General features: G+C 34.7%; 21 protein-coding genes. 10 read left to right on the forward strand and 11 right to left on the reverse strand.

Translation table 11 applies throughout. The features are described from left to right. Positions 1 to 205 precede the first annotated feature (205 nt). The gene (locus tag R2Q59_RS00225; RefSeq protein WP_316782543.1) at positions 206 to 1,837 is read right to left on the reverse strand and encodes an ABC transporter substrate-binding protein; all 1,632 of its coding nucleotides are present in this window, start codon (positions 1,835 to 1,837) and stop codon (positions 206 to 208) included. 45 nt (positions 1,838 to 1,882) lie between these two features. On the opposite strand from R2Q59_RS00225, the gene R2Q59_RS00230 reads away from it, so the two are divergent. Then, a complete protein-coding gene (locus R2Q59_RS00230) occupies positions 1,883 to 2,338 on the forward strand; it encodes a hypothetical protein (RefSeq protein WP_316772769.1) in 456 nt (151 codons plus the stop codon). Between the two features lie 74 nt (positions 2,339 to 2,412). Here R2Q59_RS00230 and R2Q59_RS00235 read toward each other — a convergent pair whose 3' ends face one another. Further along, a complete protein-coding gene (locus R2Q59_RS00235) occupies positions 2,413 to 2,934 on the reverse strand; it encodes an NAD(P)H-dependent oxidoreductase (protein WP_316782546.1) in 522 nt (173 codons plus the stop codon). A 178-nt stretch (positions 2,935 to 3,112) separates the two neighbouring features. On the opposite strand from R2Q59_RS00235, the gene R2Q59_RS00240 reads away from it, so the two are divergent. The 6 genes from R2Q59_RS00240 (at position 3,113) to R2Q59_RS00265 (ending at position 9,445) form a co-directional block, all read left to right on the forward strand. Then, the gene (locus R2Q59_RS00240) at positions 3,113 to 3,916 is read left to right on the forward strand and encodes a ParA family protein (protein ID WP_131555749.1); all 804 of its coding nucleotides are present in this window, start codon (positions 3,113 to 3,115) and stop codon (positions 3,914 to 3,916) included. 9 nt (positions 3,917 to 3,925) lie between these two features. Continuing rightward, positions 3,926 to 4,825, forward strand: a complete 900-nt coding sequence (locus tag R2Q59_RS00245) for a ParB/RepB/Spo0J family partition protein (RefSeq protein ID WP_316772779.1) — start codon at positions 3,926 to 3,928, stop codon at positions 4,823 to 4,825. Then, positions 4,825 to 5,496, forward strand: coding sequence for a DUF5683 domain-containing protein (locus tag R2Q59_RS00250; RefSeq protein ID WP_316772782.1), 672 nt, complete (start codon positions 4,825 to 4,827; stop codon positions 5,494 to 5,496). The genes R2Q59_RS00245 and R2Q59_RS00250 overlap by 1 nt, the downstream gene beginning before the upstream one ends. Beyond that, positions 5,493 to 6,236 carry a 4-hydroxy-tetrahydrodipicolinate reductase gene (gene dapB, locus R2Q59_RS00255; RefSeq protein ID WP_316782548.1) on the forward strand — a complete coding sequence of 248 codons (744 nt, stop codon included), beginning with the start codon at positions 5,493 to 5,495 and terminating at the stop codon, positions 6,234 to 6,236. The genes R2Q59_RS00250 and dapB overlap by 4 nt, the downstream gene beginning before the upstream one ends. Before the next feature lie 3 nt (positions 6,237 to 6,239). Next, positions 6,240 to 7,436, forward strand: coding sequence for a signal peptidase I (gene lepB, locus R2Q59_RS00260; protein WP_316782550.1), 1,197 nt, complete (start codon positions 6,240 to 6,242; stop codon positions 7,434 to 7,436). Between the two features lie 137 nt (positions 7,437 to 7,573). Continuing rightward, positions 7,574 to 9,445, forward strand: a complete 1,872-nt coding sequence (locus R2Q59_RS00265; protein ID WP_316782553.1) for a mucoidy inhibitor MuiA family protein — start codon at positions 7,574 to 7,576, stop codon at positions 9,443 to 9,445. Between the two features lie 60 nt (positions 9,446 to 9,505). Here R2Q59_RS00265 and R2Q59_RS00270 read toward each other — a convergent pair whose 3' ends face one another. From R2Q59_RS00270 to R2Q59_RS00305, 8 genes are all read right to left on the reverse strand, one after another. Then, positions 9,506 to 10,588: an Ldh family oxidoreductase gene (locus R2Q59_RS00270; protein ID WP_316782556.1), complete on the reverse strand. Its 1,083-nt coding sequence runs from the start codon at positions 10,586 to 10,588 to the stop codon at positions 9,506 to 9,508. 101 nt (positions 10,589 to 10,689) lie between these two features. Beyond that, entirely contained in the window at positions 10,690 to 12,276 is a 1,587-nt protein-coding gene (gene bshC / locus R2Q59_RS00275; RefSeq protein WP_316782558.1) for a bacillithiol biosynthesis cysteine-adding enzyme BshC, read from the reverse strand. Between the two features lie 69 nt (positions 12,277 to 12,345). Continuing rightward, entirely contained in the window at positions 12,346 to 13,677 is a 1,332-nt protein-coding gene (gene rimO, locus R2Q59_RS00280; RefSeq protein WP_316772802.1) for a 30S ribosomal protein S12 methylthiotransferase RimO, read from the reverse strand. A gap of 1 nt (position 13,678) precedes the next feature. Continuing rightward, complete coding sequence (gene ftsY / locus R2Q59_RS00285; protein WP_316772804.1) at positions 13,679 to 14,641, reverse strand: signal recognition particle-docking protein FtsY; 963 nt, start codon at positions 14,639 to 14,641, stop codon at positions 13,679 to 13,681. A 72-nt stretch (positions 14,642 to 14,713) separates the two neighbouring features. Continuing rightward, positions 14,714 to 14,875 (reverse strand): DUF4295 domain-containing protein, encoded by a 162-nt coding sequence (locus R2Q59_RS00290; protein ID WP_131555758.1) that lies wholly within the window; start codon positions 14,873 to 14,875, stop codon positions 14,714 to 14,716. An 84-nt stretch (positions 14,876 to 14,959) separates the two neighbouring features. Further along, positions 14,960 to 15,142 (reverse strand): 50S ribosomal protein L33, encoded by a 183-nt coding sequence (gene rpmG / locus R2Q59_RS00295; RefSeq protein WP_008242799.1) that lies wholly within the window; start codon positions 15,140 to 15,142, stop codon positions 14,960 to 14,962. 41 nt (positions 15,143 to 15,183) lie between these two features. After that, positions 15,184 to 15,417, reverse strand: coding sequence for a 50S ribosomal protein L28 (gene rpmB / locus R2Q59_RS00300; protein ID WP_131555759.1), 234 nt, complete (start codon positions 15,415 to 15,417; stop codon positions 15,184 to 15,186). Between the two features lie 91 nt (positions 15,418 to 15,508). Further along, positions 15,509 to 16,006, reverse strand: coding sequence for a hypothetical protein (locus R2Q59_RS00305; protein WP_316782561.1), 498 nt, complete (start codon positions 16,004 to 16,006; stop codon positions 15,509 to 15,511). Between the two features lie 151 nt (positions 16,007 to 16,157). On the opposite strand from R2Q59_RS00305, the gene acs reads away from it, so the two are divergent. The 3 genes from acs (at position 16,158) to R2Q59_RS00320 (ending at position 19,437) form a co-directional block, all read left to right on the forward strand. Then, positions 16,158 to 18,053 carry an acetate--CoA ligase gene (gene acs / locus R2Q59_RS00310; protein ID WP_316772814.1) on the forward strand — a complete coding sequence of 632 codons (1,896 nt, stop codon included), beginning with the start codon at positions 16,158 to 16,160 and terminating at the stop codon, positions 18,051 to 18,053. 76 nt (positions 18,054 to 18,129) lie between these two features. Continuing rightward, positions 18,130 to 18,315, forward strand: a complete 186-nt coding sequence (locus tag R2Q59_RS00315; RefSeq protein WP_109926271.1) for a CsbD family protein — start codon at positions 18,130 to 18,132, stop codon at positions 18,313 to 18,315. Positions 18,316 to 18,375: 60 nt separating this feature from the next. Beyond that, entirely contained in the window at positions 18,376 to 19,437 is a 1,062-nt protein-coding gene (locus tag R2Q59_RS00320; RefSeq protein WP_316772819.1) for a glycoside hydrolase family 130 protein, read from the forward strand. On the opposite strand, the gene R2Q59_RS00325 is transcribed toward R2Q59_RS00320, so the two are convergent. Continuing rightward, positions 19,429 to 21,816 (reverse strand): hypothetical protein, encoded by a 2,388-nt coding sequence (locus R2Q59_RS00325; RefSeq protein ID WP_316782564.1) that lies wholly within the window; start codon positions 21,814 to 21,816, stop codon positions 19,429 to 19,431. The genes R2Q59_RS00320 and R2Q59_RS00325 overlap by 9 nt on opposite strands. Positions 21,817 to 21,827 lie beyond the last annotated feature (11 nt).

The raw sequence follows: 21,827 nt of genomic DNA on the forward strand, positions 1-21,827 counted from the left end.
TATTTCATAGGAGATTGTAGTCCTGCCAACACTCAATCTTTTTTGTCCTTCGACTCCCGAAGAAGTCGGGACAGGTACGCTCAAGATGAAAAAAAGGATTTTCGCTAATGTCAGGTTTAGCTAACAGTGGGTATAAGCTTTTTTGAACGGTATGTTTGCAAGTAGCTATTCAACAATTAGACAATAAAGCAATCTAACAATCTATCTACTTCTTCTTCACCCTTTTCAAAATCATTAAACTTAGCGGATTAATTGGATAACCACTAATGTTATTCTGTAACATCACTACAGATTGGTCGTATAGAATAGGCACAACAGAGGCATTTTCCATTACCATGTTATCCATTTTGTAATAAAGCTCATAGCGTTTTTTGGCATCGCTTTCAAAATAACTTTGCTCGAAAAGCTTGTCAAATTCATCGTTAAAATAACCAGTATAGTTAGGGCCGAAAGGAACTCTGTTTTTAGAATAAAAAACCGACAAATAATTCTCTCCATCAGGATAATCGGCAATCCATGAACCCCGAAAAAAGTTAACTTCATTTTTGGCCATCATGTCACGCAGGCTTGCACTCGGACTTACATCCACTTTAGCCTTTATGCCTAAATTGCTTAACTCTCCCTGAATAAATTCAATCAAATCTTTATAAGTTGTAGAAGTGCTTAAAGTAACTTCTGGCATTCCTTTTCCATTTGGAAAACCTGCTTCAGCTAATAGTTTTGCTGCTAAAGCAGGATTGTAATCGTAGCCTTTAACCCTTGTACTGTCAAAACCTGGCATCCCTTTAGGTATAAAGCCCGATGTTGCAGGAACGCCAACACTGTTTCTCAAGTATTTGATTAATTTGGGTTTGTCGATACCGTAATTTATAGCTTGTCTAACTTTTCTAAATCTTAAAGGCGAGTTTTGAACAATGGTTTTAGAACTGTCGACCAAAATGCCAACATATTCTGTACACAAATAAGGACCTTTTATTAACTGAAACTTGCCTTTGTATTTGCTGGTCATTTTGCCGCTTTTGGTTAAAATATCGTCTCGATAACTTCCATCAACACTGTTAAAAAAGTCTAATTCCTTTTTAATGAAATTCATAAAGGCACTTTGTTTGTCGGTTATGAAAGTTACTTTAACGGCATCTAAATATGGCAAACGAACATTGCCGTCTTTTTCCCAATAGTTTTCGTTTTTGAGCAATACTAGAATCTCATCTTCTTTCCAGTATTTAAACTTAAATGGGCCAGTCCCAACCGGATGATTACGAAAATCTTTGCCATAATGTTCAACCACTTCCTTTGGTACAACTGAACAATATTGAGCAGTTAATAATTGCATAAAAGCAGGAAATGGTTTTAATAAAGTAATTTGAAAGGTGCTGTCGTTTAATGCTTTAAATCCATTGGCATCTTTTACTTTGTCGCTAAAAATCCATCCTCCAGATGAGGCTACTTTTGGGTCAATTAAACGATAAAAACTGTATGCAAAATCTGCTGCGACAACTTTTCGTCCTTTGCCGCCTTTAAATAAAGGGTCGTCTTGAAAGAAGACATCATCTCTTAAATTGAAGGTATAAGTTAAACCATCTTTAGACATTTGCCAAGTTTTAGCAATACAAGGAATAGGATTTAAGGCACTGTCTACCTGAACCAAACCATTAAAAATCTGATTAATCATCCAAATGGCATTTTGGTTACGAGCAAAAGCGGGGTCTAACGAAGTTACATTTTGGTCTAGGTTAATATTGAAAACTTTTTTGCCATCATTATCGTCTTTACCTTTGCAGGAAACAATTATCAACAGGCAAAAAATCCAAAATATATCGCTTATAATTCTACGCATCAGTTTAGGAATACTATTTTTGTACAAATTAATAAATAAATTCAGATGTCTTTTTTAAATGAGCTTATAAATAGTGAAAATGATGAAATTTTACGAGAAGAATTACACGAGCGTGTAGATATCGTTACGCATAAAATTAAGTTTATGGAGAAAGTGCCTGTAATTTGTCTAAATGCAGGCAATGAAATCCACTCGGGTTTAAACCATTTAATAGAATTAGCTGGTGGCGAATTAGTGCCTGTTGCATTGGATGCAAAAGTTGTTATTTACGCAGAATACCAAGCAGGAATTGGAGATTTATTAGGAAAAGTAGCTGATGCAATTTCACCTCAATGGCCAGCTGTTACTTATAACCACGTTTATATTTTAGATGACAGTCACGTTATAGCAAAACTTGCTGCAGACCAAGTAACCGATTTAGAAGATATTGCAGAAATGCTACATCCAGGCTTTTTCGTTTTTGGAAACGAAGGAAAGAATTGGATAAATTTCAGTTCTTAAATGTAAAAGGTAAAATGTAAGATGGAAAATGTGATTTGCATCTTGTCTCAATTCGTAATACTCACTTCTCAATTCTAATAGGCTGCAAACTTATCCATCTGTTGGTTCACAAATTTCAAAGTATCTTCTTTGGTTAATTGAGCATTTTCATCCAACTCTGTTTTAATATCAGCAATGTGCAAGCGTAATGGCATTACATTTAAATGCAGGTAAGCGCACACGCCATTGAAGTGCTCAATACCACGAATGTTGCCATATTTGCCAGAAGAAATGCCAACTAAACAAGCTTTTTTATCGTAAAAACTTTCTGGGAAAGAGCAGGCGTCAATAAATGTTTTAAGCACACCAGGAAAACTACCATTGTATTCGGGAATCACAAAGAGGAATTTATTGGTTTTGGTAACTAAATCTTGAATCTTTGAAAAAGCTTCACTTCTTTTTCCGTATAAGTCGCTGCCAATTATAGTTTCTGGTAAATCTTGTAAGTCTAATAATTCAGTTTTCAATCCCTTTTCTGCCAGTTGGTTCTGATAAAATTGGGCAACTTTTAAGGTGTTGCTATTCGGTCTATTAGTGCCTGCTATTATAGTAATCATGCTAAAAAATGTTGATAAGATGTGCAAAACACTTATGCCTTTAATACTTAAATTAGGTTTTAGTTTGTATCTTAGCTAATTGTTAAATGTGCTTGTTTTGATGCAAAAATAGCATTTTCTGAACATTAATATTGTAAAATAATTCATACTACGGTCTGATACTTTTTTAAAAAAATAGATGAGTAAAATTATTGCTTTAGCAAACCAAAAAGGCGGTGTAGGTAAAACAACTTCGTCGATAAATTTAGCAGCCAGCTTAGCGGTTTTAGAATATAAAACACTTTTAGTGGATGCAGATCCACAAGCAAACTCTACATCGGGTATTGGTTTCGACCCAAGAAATATCAAGAATAGTATTTACGAGTGTATCATCAATGATGTTGACCCGCTAGATGCGATTGTTAAAACTGAAACGCCAAATTTAGATTTATTACCAGCTCATATTGATTTAGTTGGTGCTGAAATTGAAATGATTAACTTAACCAGTCGTGAATATAAAATGAAGGCTGTTTTGGAGAAGGTTAAAGACCAATATGATTTTATCATTATTGATTGTTCTCCATCCTTAGGTTTAATTACCATTAACTCATTAACAGCTGCAGATTCTGTAATTATCCCGGTTCAATGCGAATATTTCGCTTTAGAGGGTTTAGGTAAATTGTTAAACACAATTAAAATTGTTCAGAGTCGTTTAAATCCTGAGTTAGAGATTGAAGGTATTTTGTTGACAATGTATGATGTGAGATTGCGTTTATCTAATCAAGTGGTAGAAGAGGTTAAAACACATTTTCAAGATTTAGTTTTCGATACCATTATTCAACGTAATACACGTTTAAGCGAAGCACCGAGTTACGGCGTGTCTGTAATTATGCATGATGCAAACTGTAAAGGTGCTATTAACTATTTAAACTTAGCTAGGGAAATTGTTCGTAAAAATGGTTTAGTAACCGAAGAACAAGATGTAACTACTGCAACTATATAATTTTTTTAGATGACATCTTTTCAGCGAAAAACAGGTTTAGGAAAAGGATTAAGTGCGCTTTTGGATGATAATGATTCAGTTCATCCTCCGAAAAATGGTAATGATTCTTTAGAGCAAACCGCCCAAATAGGTAGCATAAGTGAAGTTAATATCAATGATATAGAAACCAATCCTTATCAGCCTCGTACGGAATTTGACCAAGTTGCTTTAAATGAACTTTCGGAATCTATTAAGGTTCAAGGTTTAATTCAGCCTATCACCGTTAGGAAAAACGGAAATAAATATCAGTTAATTTCTGGTGAACGTAGATTAAGAGCCTCTAAACTTGCTGGTTTAACTCAAATTCCAGCTTACATTCGCACAGCGGATAATCAGCAAATGCTAGAAATGGCATTGATTGAAAATATTCAACGTGAAAATTTAAATGCCATCGAGGTTGCATTAAGTTTTCAGATGATGATTGAAGAATGTAATCTTAAACCTGAGCAATTGGGTGAGCGTGTAGGTAAAAACCGTACTACGGTAAGTAATTACCTTCGTTTATTGAAATTGCCTCCAGTTATTCAGGCATCTATTAGAGATGGAAAAATTTCTATGGGTCACGCTCGTGCTTTAATCAGTGTAGAAGAAGAAGCAAAACAATTGTTTATTCATCAAGAAATCTTAGACAAAGGTTTATCTGTTCGTAAGGTAGAGGAATTAGTTCGTAGCATCCACCATGTGCAAGTAAAACCCAAGGCTAATCCTGTTGGCGTTTCATTTGAGTACCAAAAATTACAAAAAGATTTGGCTTCTAAATTTGCTACCAAAGTAAAATTAAAGGTAAACGACAATGGAAAAGGAGCTATAGAAATTCCTTTTGTCTCTAACGATGACCTCAATAGAATCCTTGAACTTTTAGATTGGTAATGCGATTCCTATTGCTTTTAATTACATCTCTTTTAACTTTTGCTACGGTAAAGGCGCAAAATCCTGTAGTTAAGAAACCAGCAGATACAACCAAGGATAGAATAGATACCTTAAGATCTCCAGAATATGTAAACCTTGGCAAAATTGCTGGTAAAAAGGCAGTTCGCCGCTCTCTAATTTTTCCTGGACTAGGGCAAATGTATAACTACGGTTTGGTAGTTGAGGATGTAAAAAGCGGAGCAGTTCCAGGAAAAAGAATTGGTCAAAAAATATACCTAATAGGTAAAATGGGAGCCATTTATGCGGGCGGAACTTTGTTGGTTATGTCTTACATAGATAACAGACATGAATACAAAAGGTTCTTAAGCGAATTACAATATCGCCAGTTAAATAACAACCAACCTAATCCCGATGGGAATCTATCTCAATACACAAACACCGAAGCATTAACAATTGCCAAAAATATTTATAAGCGTAACAGTCAAGTTGTTTTAATATCTTTAGTAGGTTTATATGGCTTAAACGTGCTTGACGCTTATGTAACTGCCCGCTTAAAATATTTTAATGTCGATGACACATTGTCTTTCAAAATCTCACCATCTACAATTAATAACAATACAATGTATGGCTATTCTCCAGCGCCAGCATTAAAACTCACCATAAAATTATGAAAATAGCATTATTAGGTTACGGCAAAATGGGTCAAATTATAGAGCGTTTTGCTTTAGAAAGAGGTCATGAAGTTGTACTTAAAATAAATATTGATAACGTAGAAGATTTTACTTTAGAAAACTTAAAAAAGGCGGATGTTGCTATTGATTTTAGTGCACCTGATGCTGCGGTAGATAATATTTACAAGTGTTTTGAAGCTAATTTACCTGTTGTTGTTGGTACAACTGGTTGGTATGGCAAATTGCAAGAAATTAAAAATGATTGTTTAAGCAGTAACAATACTTTACTTTATGGTTCTAACTTTAGCGTTGGCGTTAATTTGTTTTTCCATTTAAATAAAGTATTAGCAAAGCTGATGAATAACTATCCAGCTTACGAAGTGCAGGTGGAGGAGATACATCATACACAAAAGTTGGATGCTCCAAGTGGAACAGCCATGACAATTGCCGAAGAAATTATTGAAGAGTTGGATAGGAAATCAGAATGGTTAAATGAGGTAGTAGGAACTCCAATTCCAGATGTAATTAAAAATGAACAACTATTAATTGAATCTCATAGAATTGAAAATGTACCAGGTACTCACACTGTGGTTTATAGTTCTGAAGTTGATGATATAGAAATAAAACATACTGCACATAATAGGGCAGGATTTGCTTTGGGAGCTGTTATAGCTGCCGAATGGTTACAAAATAAACAAGGCTTTTATAACATTGCTGATGTTTTTAATTTTAATAAATAAGATATGAATTGGAAATTCTGGCAGAAAAATAAAAATGCCGAACCAAAAAAGAAAAAGAGTAAAACCAGAGAATGGACTGACGCCATTATCTTCGCCGTTGTTGCGGCAACAATTATAAGGGTTTTCTTTATCGAAGCTTATACCATTCCTTCTGGTTCAATGGAAAAGTCACTATTAGTCGGCGACTTCTTATTTGTAAGTAAAGTAAATTATGGTGCTCGTATCCCAATGACACCGGTTGCCTTTCCTTTTTCGCATCACACTTTACCTTTTACAGCTACCACAAAAGCATATTGGGATGGCGTACAATGGAAATACAGAAGATTACCGGGTTTACAAGATATTAAACGTAATGATGTTGTGGTTTTCAACTTCCCAGAGGGAGATACGGTTGCTTTAGATGCGCAAGATGATAATTACTACAGGATGGTTGCGAGAAGTAGTTGGCAAGAAGTGAATACTACGCATCCAATTACCAGCAGGCCAGTTGACAAACGTGAAAACTTTATTAAACGTTGTATTGCCATATCTGGTGATACAATTAGCATGAAAAATGGTATTGCAAATGTTAATGGTAAAAACGAGCCATTAAAAAATACTGGTATGATGCCTTATCGTATTCAGTTTACCAATACAGAAATTCAAACAAAACCTTTAGAAGAAATAGGGTTTGTTACAAACGATATGCAGCAAGAGTCCGCAGATACTTATTTAGCTAATGCATCATTCGAAATGATTACCGAACTTAAGAAGTTGGGTATTGTTAAATCTGCAACTATGCTTGCGGCTCCTGAAGCTCAAGAACCGAGTAGCGTATTTCCTTATGATAAAAACAGGAAATGGAATATTGATAATTTCGGGCCAATTGTGGTTCCTAAAAAAGGATGGACTGTTCAACTAGATAGCAATACGATGCCTTTATATTACAGGTCGATAAGAACTTACGAAGGCAACAAGGTGGAGAAAAAAGGGAATGATTGGTATATCAACGATAAAATTGCTACATCTTACACTTTTAAAATGAATTACTATTGGATGATGGGTGATAATCGCCATAATTCAGCCGACTCGAGAATTTGGGGATTTGTACCAGAAGACCATATTGTAGGAAAAGCCTTATTTATTTGGATGAGCTTTGACAGCAATGGTTCTTGGTTCAGTAAGATTAGATGGAGTAGAATATTTAAAGGAATAAACTAAACCCAACCCCTAAAAGGGCTTGCAAACAACATAAAACCTCGTAGTCAAAGCTACGAGGTTTTTTTGTGAAAATAATTTTATGCAATTTCTTATCAATTGTCATCTACTTATTATAAACCATAACATAAATGACGCTTATGAGAAACCTATTCCTTTTTACCCACTTAATTTTATCTAACTTTCTAGCTATAGCTCAAGAAAACCAAATCCCAGCTATTTCTAAAATTACTAATGTAACTGTATTTATTAGCGGTGCGCAAGTACACAGACAAACAGAAATGTTGGATGTACCACAAGGTGTAAGTCAATTTGTTTTTGCTGGACTTTCTTCTGCCATAGATGTACAAAGCATACAAGCCAAGGGCGAAGGTAATTTTACAATCCTGTCTGTAACTCAACAGAAGAATTTTTTACTAGAGAAAAAAAACTCAGAAGAGAAGACAAATTATATCAATACTATTGCAGAATTAAATGAAAAAATAGCACTCTTAAGAAATGAGAGCGATGTTTACAAAGCTGAGGAAGAAATGTTAGTTAAGAACCAGATGGTGATGGGGCCAAATGTAAATTACGATTTGGTGAAGTTAAAACAGGCGCTGGACTTTCAAAAACAAAGATTGTCTGAGGCAAAAAATAAACAAATAGAAATTACAAAATCAATTGCCAAGCTTCAAACTGATTTAAATAAATACAACAATCAGTTAAATGAATTAAATGGAAAATCATTAAAAAACTCTAATGATGTAATTGTAAAGGTATCGGCTAAGTTAGCTACAAAGGGAAAATTTTCCTTAACCTATATGGTTAACAATGCTGGTTGGTATCCATCTTATGACATAAGAGCAAAAGATGTTTCTAGTCCGATTGAATTAGTTTACAAAGCAAACGTTTCACAGAGTTCTGGTGAAGATTGGAAGAATGTAAGGCTAGCATTATCATCAGGTAACCCGACAACAAATAGTACAAAACCTAGTTTAGGTACATATAACCTAGGCTATATTAGAGATGGATATTCAACAAATAATATCTCTACTTCAAGTGTGAGGATAATTAAAGGGAAAGTTTTTGGTGATGATGGATTGACTGTTCCGGGAGCTTCAATACGTGTTAAAAATACATCTGTTGGAACTTCTACAGATGTAAACGGAAATTATACCATTCAACTTCCAGTTGGCGCAACTACTTTAGTGGCTACTTATATTGGGTATGTTACTAAAGAAGCACAAGCTCATTCAAATTATGTAAACATTAGTCTAGAGCAAGATAGTAAATCATTAAGTGAGGTTGTAGTTGTGGGTTATGGCAGTCAGGATAAATCATATTTAGTGGGATCGATAGCGGGTACGGTATCAAAAGCAAAAAAAGAAACTCAGGCTGTAGAAGTTAATGCAGTTGAAAAACAAACAAATGTTGTATTCGATATTAAAAACCCTTACACCATTTTAAGCGATGGAAAACAATTCGCTGTCGAGATAGGTGATTATGATTTTAAAGCGGATTACGAGTATTATTCAGCCCCTAAATTAAGCGAAGAAGCTTTTTTAACAGCTAAAATTAATGGCTTTAGTGAAGCTAATTTAATCAGCGGAGAAGCTAACATTTTCTTTGAAGGTACTTATTTAGGCAAGACTTTATTAGATGTTCAGAATTCTTCCGATACTTTGACTTTATCGCTAGGCACGGATAAAAATGTAATCATCAAAAGGGAGAAGCAAAAGGATTTTAATGAAAGACAGTTTATAGGTTCTTCTCAGAAAGATAGCAGGAGTTTTATAATTGATATTAAGAATAGAAAATCTCAAGCCATCAATTTAATTATTGAAGACCAGTTGCCAATCTCTACAAATGGCGATATTACAGTTGAGAGACAAGAAATATCTAAGTCTAGATATGATGAAACCAATGGAAAATTAACTTGGCAAATGCTTTTACAACCTAATGAGCAGAAGAAGCTGGCTTTAAAATATCAAGTAAAATATCCTAAGAATAAACCAATTAATTTGGAGTAGAATTCCTTAGTCATCCGATGAATATAGGCAGAACGGCTATATTCATCGGATGACTACTTGCTACAATCCCTCAATCCCAAGCTTTTCAGCCAATTCATTCAAGTCGTTAACTACAATATCAATAATAGGGATTCCAGCTACTTTTCTTTCTAGTTCAAAATCATGCTCAGGTTCTCCTGGAATAATTACTTTTTTATTAGGGTCAATTGTCTTAGCGCTTTTGAAACGCTCAATCCAATTGTCTAAATGATTTTTAAAATCTTCCGCAGGGCGAAAACCATCAACACGCATAGCACCTAAAAAATGACCTAAACCTTCGCCTACAGGGTTTGCTGACGGTTCCAAAAATGCCACGAAAGGCGGAACCCAAGGCCCATAATTAGCGCCAGAAAGCACAGCTGATAATATGTCTACAGTTGCGCTTAATCCATAACCTTTGTGACTGCCATGATCTTTATCGCTACCTAATGGCAACAAAGAACCACCACTTTTCAACTCATTTGGATTGATAGAGTTTTTTCCGTCTTTATCTTGTACCCAGCCATCTGGAATTTCCTTGTTAGCTCTTTGTGCAATTTCTAATTTGCCATTTGCAGCAGCCGCGGTTGCCATATCTACAATAACTGGCGGATATTTCCCAGCTGGAAAAGCATAACACATTGGGTTGGTACCTAATAAACGTTCATTGGCATAAGTAGGGGCAACCAATGGACTAGCATTAGTCATGCTAATGCCTATCATGTCTTTTTCTACCGCCATTAAAGCATGATAGCCAGCAATACCGAAGTGATTTGAATTTTTTACCGACACCCAACCACTGCCGTACTTCTCTGCTTTTTCAATAGCGACTTTCATAGCAAAAGGAGCAACAACTAATCCTAAACCAGCATCCCCATCTATTGTTGCGGTCGTTGGTGTTTCATGAACTATTCTGATGTTCGGCGTTGCATTGATTCTTTTCTTTTCCCACAAACGAACATAGCCGCTTAAACGAGCCACGCCATGAGAATCAATGCCTCTTAAATCAGATTTTATTAAAACATCAGTTGCTAATTCAGCATGTTCATCGGAACAGCCCATCTTTTTAAAAACAGAATAAGTAAAAGCTCTAAGTTTTTGTTCGGTAAAATTTATAAAGATCATTTTGTTAGATGTGAGTATTGAGATATGAGAAGTGAGATTGGGTGCATATTGCTAGTGGGCTATCTATCTTTCCGACTTTCGGTCTCTCGGACTTTCCGACTTTAAGGCAACAACAAAGTAAAATCACCACCCAAGGGTTGGAAATTTTCAATTAACGTGGAAAGAAAATCTTCTCCATAATTTACATACATAGGAGCAAGGTTTACTACTCTTTCTTGTAATGTTCCACTCGGGAAAAGCCTGGCTTTTACGTTTTCAATTTGTTCTAAAGAAACCTTGTGCTTTCTTTTTTCTGCCCTGAAAAGTTTTTTCTCAAGGTTAACAAGTAAATGACTGGTTTTGGTTTTTGCCGAATCTGTCGACTTTTCTAAGGTCTTATCTATTTTAAAGGCATTCAATTTAATTTGCTCGAAAATCCCTTGCACGGCTCTCATTTCATCGGCTAAACTCAGATTAGAATCCGTATTTTCTTTAATCCAACGATGTTTTAATTCCTCAACTGGTAAAAAAGCATCTTCCAGTTTAAAGCCTAATTTATTTAAGTTTTGTGCACTTCTTTTATCAATCAGCAATGCTGAATTACGAAGTAAAAGCACAGGGAAGTCCACTTCGTAAAAATCGAAATTTGCCTTTAACTGCATCCAATAAGAGACCTCCGCACCACCACCAATGTAAGCGATATTAGGCAAGATAACTTCTTGGTATAAAGGTCGCATGATTACATTCGGACTAAATCTCTCTGGATGATAATCGATTTCCTTTAGCAATTCTTCTTTTGAAAAACTGATGTCTGTATGATTTACGGTAAATAAATCACCCTTTTCAATTATTCTTTCCCGAAGATTATCTATCAAATAAAAGAAATTGATATCCCTTCCATTTACTTGAGTTTTATAACCTTTTTGCTCTAAAGTTTCGCTGGTTTTTTCAGTTAGCTGTGCGCTGTTTTGCTCAGTAATATCTTGTTTAATGATAGCACTGAATTGGCTTTTTAATTTGGCATCATCCGCATTGATAATAACCAAGCCATATCTTTCAAATAAGCTGTTTACTAAAACCCTAGTGGCATCTGCTAGATTGTCGTTTTGCAAATAGGCCTGCTCAACTAGTTTAGCCAGTTTTTTGCCATTTTTGCTTATGCCTAGATAAGCTTTATAAGCCATAACAGCTGCTTCGACAGTTTTAGTGTTTAACCTACCAGTTGCACCGTTAGTTTGTTGTATCCAACTGATATTTTTTTCATCAACGCTAACATGGTTGATTTCCTCAAAATCATGGTCTTCGGTTGCCATCCAGTAAATAGGAACAAAATTCTTTTCAGGATAGGCTATTTTTAGCTCAAGGGCTAAATTTATGGTGGTTACAATTTTGTAGATGAAGTATAGAGGACCTGTAAATAAATTAAGCTGGTGTCCAGTTGTAATGGTAAACGTGTTTTCATCCGCCAGTAAATTAATATTATAATTTACTGATTTATTAGTTTTGACATTTTGATACTGCTGATTTAATACCTCAACTAGTTCGGCTCTATTACCATTAAAATTACGAGCATCAACGGCTTTTTTTAAGCCATCCATATCAGGACGAAAGCTGTAAAAAGATTTTAGGAATTCCTCATCATTTACATAATCTAAAACAAGTTTAGAGAACGAATGCGTGTCTTGGTAAGCGATGTATTTTGCCTTCATGTAGTTCTAAGCTATTGACAACTTTAAGGCAAATTGCAAAATAAAGTTGTCAAACCTACAGTAGTTCAATTATTTTACAATTTGTCCATACAGGTCGAAATCTTCTGCACGGTCTATCTTTACATTCACAAAACTTCCGTTAGCTGCATAACCAGAATTTGCATCAATTAAAACCTCGTTATCTACCTCTGGAGAATCAAATTCGGTACGTCCAATAAAGAAATCACCTTCTTTTCTATCAATTAAAACTTTGTAAGTCTTGCCCACTTTTTCTTGATTGATGTCGAAAGAAATACCTTGCTGTAATTCCATGATAGCATCTACACGAGCTTGTTTAACTTCTTCTGGTACATCATCAACTAACTGATGAGCGTGGGTTTTTTCTTCATGAGAGTAAGTAAAACAACCTAAACGGTCAAAGCGAGTTGCCTCAACCCAATTGTACATTTCTTCAAAATCTTGCTCTGTTTCACCTGGGTAACCACAAATTAAAGTAGTACGCATAGCGATATTTGGAACTTTCGCTCTGATTTCATTTACTATATCTATGGTTTTTTGCTTAGTAATACCACGACGCATAGACTTCAACATGTTATCCGTAATGTGCTGCAAAGGCATATCTAGATACTTGCAAATGTTTTCACGTTCGTTCATTGCATCTAAAATTTCCATAGGGAAACCAGAAGGATAAGCATATTGTAGCCTAATCCATTCAATTCCTTTTACATCAGATAGACGGCGTAATAATTCATCTAAGTTACGTTTACCATAAATATCTAAACCATAATAAGTAAGATCTTGAGCAATTAGAATTAATTCTTTTGTGCCGTTAGCGGCTAAAATTTTCGCTTCATTAACCAACTCATTCATGTCTCTTGAAACGTGTTTACCACGCATTAGCGGGATAGCACAAAACGAACAAGGACGGTTACAACCTTCTGCAATTTTAAAATAAGCAAAGTGAGATGGAGTAGTTAATAAACGTTCTCCAATTAATTCATGTTTATAGTTTGCACCTAAACTGTGCAATATATTTTCTAAATCGTTAGTGCCAAAAAAAGCATCAACGTTAGTGATTTCAGATTCTAATTCTGGCTTGTAACGCTCAGATAAGCAGCCTGTAACAATTACTTTTCCAATTTTACCATCGTCTTTTAATTGGCTATACTGTAAAATGGTATCAATAGATTCTTGTTTGGCGTTATCTATAAATCCACATGTATTGATTACAACGATATCATCTTTGCCCATTTTATTGGACTCATGTTCAACCAATAAATTATTGCCACGTAACTGACCCATTAACACTTCAGAATCGTAAGTGTTTTTTGAGCAACCTAAAGTTATTACATTGATTTTAGGTTTAGCAACTGGCTTAACAAGTTTGTTTTTAGTAATCATATTAATTGAATAAAGAATTGACGAACTCTTTTTTATCGAACAACTGCAAGTCGCCCATTTTTTCGCCAACACCAATATATTTTACAGGAATTTTAAATTGATCGGAAATACCAATCACCACACCACCTTTTGCAGTGCCATCTAATTTTGTTATGGCAAGTGCATTTACATCAGTAGCTTCGGTAAATTGTTTACACTGCTCAAATGCATTTTGGCCAGTTGAACCATCTAAAACTAGCAAAATCTCATGTGGAGCATTTGGGATTACCTTTTGCATCACACTTTTAATTTTGCCCAGCTCATTCATCAAACCGATTTTGTTGTGTAAACGACCGGCAGTATCAATAATTACTACATCTTCTTTATTGGCAACTGCCGATTGAAGAGTGTCAAAAGCTACCGAAGCTGGGTCTGAGCCCATTGCTTGTGCAACAACCCTTACGCCAACACGTTCGCCCCAAAGTTTAATTTGCTCTACGGCTGCCGCTCTAAAAGTATCTGCTGCGCCAAGTACAACATTTAAACCTTCTGCCTTAAGTTTATGCGCAAGTTTGCCAATGGTGGTTGTTTTACCAACTCCATTAACCCCAACTACCATGATAACATAAGGTTTATGGTCGCCGTATTCGAAATTCCTGAAATCGTTACTGTTATTTTCGGCCAATAAAAGCTGAATCTCATCACGCAGTAAATGATTTAACTCAGATGTAGATAAGTATTTATCTTTAGCAACACGAGCTTGTATGCGATCTATGATTTTTAATGTAGTGGTCACACCAACATCAGAAGTCACTAATACTTCTTCCAGGTTATCTAATACATCATCATCAACTGTAGACTTACCTGCAACAGCTTTTGTGATTTTACTTAAAAAACCTTCTTTAGTTTTTTCTAAACCTTTATCTAAAGCTTCTTGAGCTTCAGGAGCAGTTTCTTTTTTCTTAAAAAAATCGAATAAACCCATAGAATGATAATAAAATAAAAAAGCCCTTCCGTTAAATACGGAACGGCTCTTATGCTATACGTTAATTAGCTATTATTTGCTGATACCAGCAATCGCATCTTTAACGTGATCGTTATGTACAATGATTTCTTTGAAAGAATAAGCACCAGTTTTTGGTGATTTATTCATTGTGATAACTTTTGAATATTCTTTACCTGTACCCGTTTTTAGGGTTGCAACTACTTTCTTAGCCATGTCTTTTTAAATTTAATGATTGAGTGAGTGGATGTTCGAATGAGTGAATGCAATATTCAATCCTTCAATCAATCTAACCTTCAATTATTTTATCTCTTTATGTACGGTTACTTTTTTCAATACCGGATTGAATTTTTTCAATTCCAAACGCTCAGTAGTGTTTTTACGGTTTTTTGTAGAAATGTATCTAGACATACCTGGCATACCGCTAGTTTTATGTTCTGTACATTCTAGAATAACTTGTACTCTGTTACCTTTTTTTGCCATTTTATTATTTTTTTATGCCGATAGAACCGACAAAATGTTATTTACAAATATCCTTTTTTCATGAAGCGGTTAAGAGCCTCAGAAATACCAATTTTATTGATGGTTTTAATAGCTGAAGTTGACACTTTTAGTGTAATCCAAGTATTATCCTCAGGAATATAAAATTTCTGAAGTTGAAGGTTAGGGTAAAATTTACGTTTCGTTTTAACGTTCGAGTGAGAAACATTAAATCCCGACATCGCCATTTTTCCGGTTAAATCACAAACTCTTGACATGACTTTATTATTATGTTGATTATTTCGCTACTTAATTTTTTTAAGAGTGTGCAAATATCAGAATTATTTTTGTAAACATCAAGAGGCGAGGTTAATTATTTTTTAATTCTATTGAAATATTCCATTCGCCAGCTTCTGTAAACTCTAAATCAATGCTTTCTTTTCCGCTATGAAGTTTTAGACGCAATGGAAATTCTGCATCTGTTAGCTTAAACAAGTTTCTTACATTTGTATCTTTACTCATTTTGATATCTGCATATTTTCCATTCAAAATATCAATTTTATCAAAAACTGGTACTGAACCATCTTCGGTATATTTTCTATTACTTTGCAATATGTTTCCTTGTATCCCATTAGAACTTGGTATTGGTGTAGGAAAGCCAAATTTGATATAAACAATGTTTTCTTTGCTTTTTTTGCTTTTGCTGAAACTAACAGATTCTATGTTTTCACTTTTGGAAAAAAGAATATAATTTGTTCCTTTTTTTAATGTGTCAGATTGATGAGAGTTAAAATCATTGACATGATTTGCATTTGACTTTAATGAAAAAGTGAGGAGCGATATCGCTAAAAAGAGGAGACTTCTCATATATTTTTTTATACATCAAATATAATGCTTAAAAATATCTCATTCTATTTTTTTATTGACAAAAGATATTTGATATGATTTGAAACCCTTAATCAATTATAATTTTTTAAATTAGCCAACTCCTAAATAATAAAATATATTCTAGCCAAAAATGCAAATAACATCCTTTGAACAATATCAAGAAGTATACCAACAGAGTGTAAATGAACCAGAACAATTTTGGGGCAGCATAGCTGAAAATTTTGTATGGAAAAAGAAATGGGACAAAGTTCTTTCTTGGAACTTTACTGAGCCAAATATTAAATGGTATGAAGGTGCCAAGTTAAATATAACAGAGAATTGTTTAGACAGGCATTTATTAACCGATGGCGATAAACCAGCCATAATTTGGGAACCAAATAATCCTGAGGATGATAGCGTAACACTTACCTACAAAATGTTGCATGAGCAGGTTTGTCGCTTTGCTAATGTTTTAAAAAGAAATGGAGCTCAAAAAGGCGATCGCATCTGTATATATATGCCAATGGTACCTGAATTAGCTATTGCTGTTTTAGCTTGTGCAAGAATTGGTGCAGTTCATTCTGTAGTATTTGGAGGTTTTTCAGCAAAATCTATTGCAGACAGAATTAATGATGCTCAATGTAAATTGGTAATTACTGCAGACGGCGCTTATCGTGGTAACAAACAGATTCCTTTAAAAGATGTAATCGATGATGCGTTAATTGGTTGTCCGACAGTTGAAAAATGTATTGTATTAACCCACGTGCGTACACCTGTTTCAATGTTAAAAGGAAGAGATGTATGGTGGGAAGACGAAGTAAAGCATGTAAATAATGTTTGTGAAGCTGAGGAGATGGATGCCGAAGATTTATTATTCATTCTATATACTTCTGGTTCTACCGGAAAACCAAAAGGTGTAGTACATACTTGTGGTGGTTATATGGTTTATGCTGGATATACTTTTTCTAACGTATTTAACTACCAACCTAATGAAGTATATTTTTGTACAGCTGATATTGGTTGGATAACTGGTCATTCGTACATTGTTTATGGACCGCTTTCTCAAGGAGCAACCTCTCTAATATTTGAAGGTATTCCTACATTTCCAACTCCATCTAGATTTTGGGATATTGTTGAAAAACATAAAGTAAATACATTATATACAGCTCCAACTGCTATTCGTTCGTTGATGGGTTTTGGAGACGAGCCCTTAGTTGGAAAAGATTTAAGTTCTATTCGTGTTTTAGGTTCTGTAGGTGAGCCTATAAATGAAGAGGCTTGGCACTGGTTTGATGAAAAAATTGGGCATCAAAAAGCGCCGATTGTTGATACATGGTGGCAAACAGAAACCGGAGGTATCATGATTTCTCCAATTGCAACGGTAACGCCAACTAAACCGAGTTTTGCTACTTTGCCATTACCAGGAATTCAACCGATTTTGGTTGATGAAAATGGAAAGGAGATTGAAGGAAATGGTGTAAATGGAAATCTATGCATCAAGTTTCCTTGGCCAGGTATGTTGCGTACCACTTATGGCGACCATGAGCGTTGTAAACAAACTTATTTTTCTACTTATGAGAACCTGTATTTTACGGGAGATGGGTGTTTGCGTGATGAAGATGGTTATTATAGAATTACTGGTCGTGTAGATGATGTATTAAATGTTTCTGGGCATAGAATTGGCACAGCCGAAGTAGAAAATGCAATTAATATGCATGCGGGGGTAATTGAAAGTGCAGTTGTTGGTTACCCACATGATGTAAAAGGACAGGGGATTTATGCTTTTGTAATTTATCCTGATATGCATGGCGATGTAGAGCTAACCAAAAAAGATATTTTACAAACGGTAACTCGTGTAATTGGAGCCATTGCAAAGCCAGATAAAGTTTTATTCGTATCAGGATTGCCAAAAACAAGGTCGGGAAAAATTATGCGTAGGATACTGCGTAAAATTGCAGAAGGTGAGACCACAAATTTGGGAGATATCAGTACATTATTAGACCCAACCGTTGTTCAGCAAATTATTGATAGTACTAAAAATCACTAATAAAAAATATAAAACAATACCTTTTGATAGCTGTTATTTTTATAATCAATCATTGTAAAAACAAAAAACAGCTATCATGGATAAGTTAGAATTAAAAGGAAAGTGGAATGAAATCAAAGGAAAAGTTAAACAAGCTTATGCAGAATTAACTGACGATGATTTAAAGCATGAAGAAGGGCAGGACGATGAATTGTTGGGGAAACTTCAGCAGAAAACTGGAAAAGGGAGAGATGAATTAGTGAAATGGATTAATTCACTTTAAAAAAGAATAATAAATTGGAGCGACTGCTAATTAGTAGTCGCTTTTTTATTGAATATAATTATGAAAACCGATATCGCTCATCGCTTTGCGCAAAACCCATTGCTTTCTCCTATAGATTTAAAACCAAGTAGAGAAGGTCTGGAAATTGCTTGTCTGCTTAATCCAGGTGTTTTTACTTTTCAAAATAAAATATGGCTTTTAATTAGAGTTGCGGAAAGGCCTATACAAAAACCTGGTATTATCTCTTTTCCGATATTAATGAAAGGCGGAATAGAGATCATGGAGATTGAAATAGATGACCCTTATTTAATTGCAAAAGACCCTCGGATTATTACTTATAAAGGCGTTGATTATCTAACAACACTTTCTCATTTGAGATTAGTTTGTAGTGATGATGGTATTAATTTTTATGAGCCAGAAGGATATCCTTTGTTGCAAGGAGAAGGAGAAGATGAAGCTTTTGGTGTGGAGGATTGTAGAGTTTCATTAATAAATGACATTTACTATTTGACATTTACTTCTGTTTCTGCCCACGGTGTTGGTGTTGGTTTGCGAACAACAAAAGATTGGAAAAATTTTGACAAGTATGGGATGATTTTTCCTCCTCATAATAAAGATTGCGCCATTTTTGAAGAGAAAATTAATGGCAAATTTTATGCTTTTCATAGACCGAGTAGTGTAGATTTAGGTGGCAATTATATATGGATAGCTCAATCGCCAGACGGCATACATTGGGGTAGCCACAAATGTATTATTAAAACACGCCAACAAAAGTGGGATAGTAAAAGAGTTGGAGCAGGTGCAGCGCCAATTAGAACACAAAAAGGTTGGTTAGCAATTTACCACGGCGCAAATGCCGAACATCAATATTGTTTAGGTGCATTTTTGTTAGATTTAAACAACCCTACGCAAGTTATAGCCCAAACCGACGACCCTATCATGCAGCCCCTACAACTATATGAATTGGAAGGTTTCTTTGGGCAGGTTGTTTTTACAAATGGCCATATTGTTAGGAGCGATGAGTTGACAATCTATTATGGCGCTGCCGATGAATACGTGTGTGGTGCTACATTTTCTATCAATGAAATTCTATCAGCATTAATCTATAAATCATCACTGTAAGTTCGCTTTTACTTCAAAAAAGTTTTCGCCATAAATTACATCTTTGTTAGTAATTCCCTGTATAACAATCCTAAATTTTCCGGTAATATCGCTGGTGTAAAAACTAATTTCCGCTTCTTTTTCTCCATTAACTACAAGACCATAATTCCAGTAAATGGTAGAGAAAAATGCAGGCTCTATTGGGTCTTTATAGTCACTTATATAAAATTCTTTTTCAGTGTGGATGCCGTTAATAGTATAAAAACCATTCAAATTTTTATCATTACAATCTCTATATGTTCTAAGACCTTTAACTGTTAAATATTGTTTGCCTACAATTGGTGCAGTGTTTCTTCCATCACCACTATGATTTCTACAATTTAAAATTTTGTTGAAACAAACGTAATCACCACATTTATTTGCATTCCAGGCATTTGGTTTGTCATTCTGCCTTGTAATTATTACTTCTTTAAGTCGAATAGGCTTTTCTTTAGCATTAAGTACCATTTCGCTATTGTTTATTAAAGTTGAGGGCAAAATGGCTTCAATGTTTGGTAAAATCTTAACCAGTTTTTTACTCAATGTTGTATATGGATTATTTATTTTAATCGTATGTAATAACATCTCTTCAGCAGTTAAAAACGCATACATCTTTTCACCTTCTTCTACAATTACATCAGCATTGTTGAGCTTAAATAAGCCTTCTTCATTTGTAACTACTGAAGTTGTTATCCCGCTACCATAGAGCCCAACAGTAAGTGGTTTTGTGAGTTTTTTCCTGTCGTTTCTTGCGATAAATCCACTAATTTTTAAGCTATCCATAGTAAGAGTAGTATCAGTTAACTTTACCGATAATAAGTCTTGCCAAGTATATCTCCTCCAGCCTTTTATTAATAATATTTGCTCTAAGTAAATCTTGTCTTTATAGAGAGAACCAGTTCCGTTTACAGGCAAATCTAGCAACTCATTCTTTAGGTAAACATAACTTTCAATGTCATTGGTTTTTTTTAACTCCAACCTATTTGCCTGTACGCAAGCTATAGAAACCACGGCATTTTCATTAATAGTGTTAAGCTTTAATTTTATGGACACCTTTTCTCTTTGGCTGTAAATTTTTTTATCAGATTCTATTTCAAGTTTTTCTTTGGTGTTATGATGAGCAAAAAACATCCTTTCGGCTAAAGGTCTATACAAACTATCTAAAATGGTTAAAGTGGTTAAGCCTTTTGGTATATCTGTAAGGGGAATTTTTAAGAGCTTAAGTCTTCCATCCATATCAAATGGGATGTTTAAAAATTCTTCTTTAAAATTATGCACAAGTATATTTAATTTGCTAATTCCAATGCTTCTAACGTAAACATTCAAGGTATCGTTAACCACAGCGTTTTGGATATTAATTGTCAAACCTTTGTCTATCGCCTTTTTCAATGCATAAGTGCTGTCCATAAGGTTTGAATGTACTAATTTAACCGAATAATTTACACCAGCTTCTGGTACCAGCATAAACTTGCCCATACCATATGTAGAGGTTTCTATGGTATCTATAACTTGGCTATTTTTATATAAGTAAGCATTTAGAGCGAGGGGCATTTTTTGTTGATCTTTTACCTCCCAGCCAATTATGCATGGCAAACCACTTATTAAATTTCCGCCCTCGGGATAAAATTTCACATCAGCTTTGCTTTTCAACTGAGGTATGGCCAAGCTTAAGAAACTGCTATCCTTCTCATATTTAAGTTTCACATAAACATTTGGATCGATCAGATCCCCCACCAAAGGTAAAGTCATTAAAAATTGGCCCGATGCATCTGTTTTGGCTTTTTTTGTTACGTTGCCATAGCGATAAATAATATTGGTGGGCTTGGGTAAAAAACGATTGTCTTTAGAGGTAACCGAAATCAGAACTTTATGACTTTTACTTTCGTACGGTTTCTCGGCAGCAATTTTCATACTTGCTTTAAAGGCAGGATCTATATTTGTTTTTATGGTAATGGATTGATGAAATACGGCTTCAGGCAAGCCATTGATCAGTTTATCGGTATAAACTAGAAAATGGTAACTACCAGTTAAAATAGAATCTGGTATATTGATGTTTCCAAAAGAGAAACCATTTTCCATTAAAAACTTATCTTCTAGCACGATGGTACTGTCTATGTTTCTTATCAGTGCAACTGCCATAACACTATGATAAGAAATGGGAACTTTTGCTTCTTTGATTAGGTAACCTGTAAAATAGACCGTTTCGTTATTCGAGTATACGTTTTTATCGAAGTGTACAAATAGGTTGCTTGTTGGTTTTGCCTTAGCTAGCCAGTCCATTTTATTGGCGAAATTTTCTTGTGAAATACCTGTTGTAACCTTAATCCCAAAAAGAAAAAAAAGAAGTAAGAAACGCATCATTAAAGGTATTT

Origin of the sequence: Pedobacter frigiditerrae, from assembly GCF_032678705.1 — a bacterium.
Taxonomy (GTDB): domain Bacteria; phylum Bacteroidota; class Bacteroidia; order Sphingobacteriales; family Sphingobacteriaceae; genus Pedobacter; species Pedobacter frigiditerrae_A.

What these genes read in the sequence shown, in the direction of transcription:
- R2Q59_RS00225 (WP_316782543.1), bottom strand. Translation starts at nt 1,837, where the DNA reads ATGCGTAGAATTATAAGCGATATATTTTGGATTTTTTGCCTGTTGATA.
- R2Q59_RS00230 (WP_316772769.1), top strand. Translation starts at nt 1,883, where the DNA reads ATGTCTTTTTTAAATGAGCTTATAAATAGTGAAAATGATGAAATTTTA.
- R2Q59_RS00235 (WP_316782546.1), bottom strand. Translation starts at nt 2,934, where the DNA reads ATGATTACTATAATAGCAGGCACTAATAGACCGAATAGCAACACCTTA.
- R2Q59_RS00240 (WP_131555749.1), top strand. Translation starts at nt 3,113, where the DNA reads ATGAGTAAAATTATTGCTTTAGCAAACCAAAAAGGCGGTGTAGGTAAA.
- R2Q59_RS00245 (WP_316772779.1), top strand. Translation starts at nt 3,926, where the DNA reads ATGACATCTTTTCAGCGAAAAACAGGTTTAGGAAAAGGATTAAGTGCG.
- R2Q59_RS00250 (WP_316772782.1), top strand. Translation starts at nt 4,825, where the DNA reads ATGCGATTCCTATTGCTTTTAATTACATCTCTTTTAACTTTTGCTACG.
- dapB (WP_316782548.1), top strand. Translation starts at nt 5,493, where the DNA reads ATGAAAATAGCATTATTAGGTTACGGCAAAATGGGTCAAATTATAGAG.
- lepB (WP_316782550.1), top strand. Translation starts at nt 6,240, where the DNA reads ATGAATTGGAAATTCTGGCAGAAAAATAAAAATGCCGAACCAAAAAAG.
- R2Q59_RS00265 (WP_316782553.1), top strand. Translation starts at nt 7,574, where the DNA reads ATGAGAAACCTATTCCTTTTTACCCACTTAATTTTATCTAACTTTCTA.
- R2Q59_RS00270 (WP_316782556.1), bottom strand. Translation starts at nt 10,588, where the DNA reads ATGATCTTTATAAATTTTACCGAACAAAAACTTAGAGCTTTTACTTAT.
- bshC (WP_316782558.1), bottom strand. Translation starts at nt 12,276, where the DNA reads ATGAAGGCAAAATACATCGCTTACCAAGACACGCATTCGTTCTCTAAA.
- rimO (WP_316772802.1), bottom strand. Translation starts at nt 13,677, where the DNA reads ATGATTACTAAAAACAAACTTGTTAAGCCAGTTGCTAAACCTAAAATC.
- ftsY (WP_316772804.1), bottom strand. Translation starts at nt 14,641, where the DNA reads ATGGGTTTATTCGATTTTTTTAAGAAAAAAGAAACTGCTCCTGAAGCT.
- R2Q59_RS00290 (WP_131555758.1), bottom strand. Translation starts at nt 14,875, where the DNA reads ATGGCTAAGAAAGTAGTTGCAACCCTAAAAACGGGTACAGGTAAAGAA.
- rpmG (WP_008242799.1), bottom strand. Translation starts at nt 15,142, where the DNA reads ATGGCAAAAAAAGGTAACAGAGTACAAGTTATTCTAGAATGTACAGAA.
- rpmB (WP_131555759.1), bottom strand. Translation starts at nt 15,417, where the DNA reads ATGTCAAGAGTTTGTGATTTAACCGGAAAAATGGCGATGTCGGGATTT.
- R2Q59_RS00305 (WP_316782561.1), bottom strand. Translation starts at nt 16,006, where the DNA reads ATGAGAAGTCTCCTCTTTTTAGCGATATCGCTCCTCACTTTTTCATTA.
- acs (WP_316772814.1), top strand. Translation starts at nt 16,158, where the DNA reads ATGCAAATAACATCCTTTGAACAATATCAAGAAGTATACCAACAGAGT.
- R2Q59_RS00315 (WP_109926271.1), top strand. Translation starts at nt 18,130, where the DNA reads ATGGATAAGTTAGAATTAAAAGGAAAGTGGAATGAAATCAAAGGAAAA.
- R2Q59_RS00320 (WP_316772819.1), top strand. Translation starts at nt 18,376, where the DNA reads ATGAAAACCGATATCGCTCATCGCTTTGCGCAAAACCCATTGCTTTCT.
- R2Q59_RS00325 (WP_316782564.1), bottom strand. Translation starts at nt 21,816, where the DNA reads ATGATGCGTTTCTTACTTCTTTTTTTTCTTTTTGGGATTAAGGTTACA.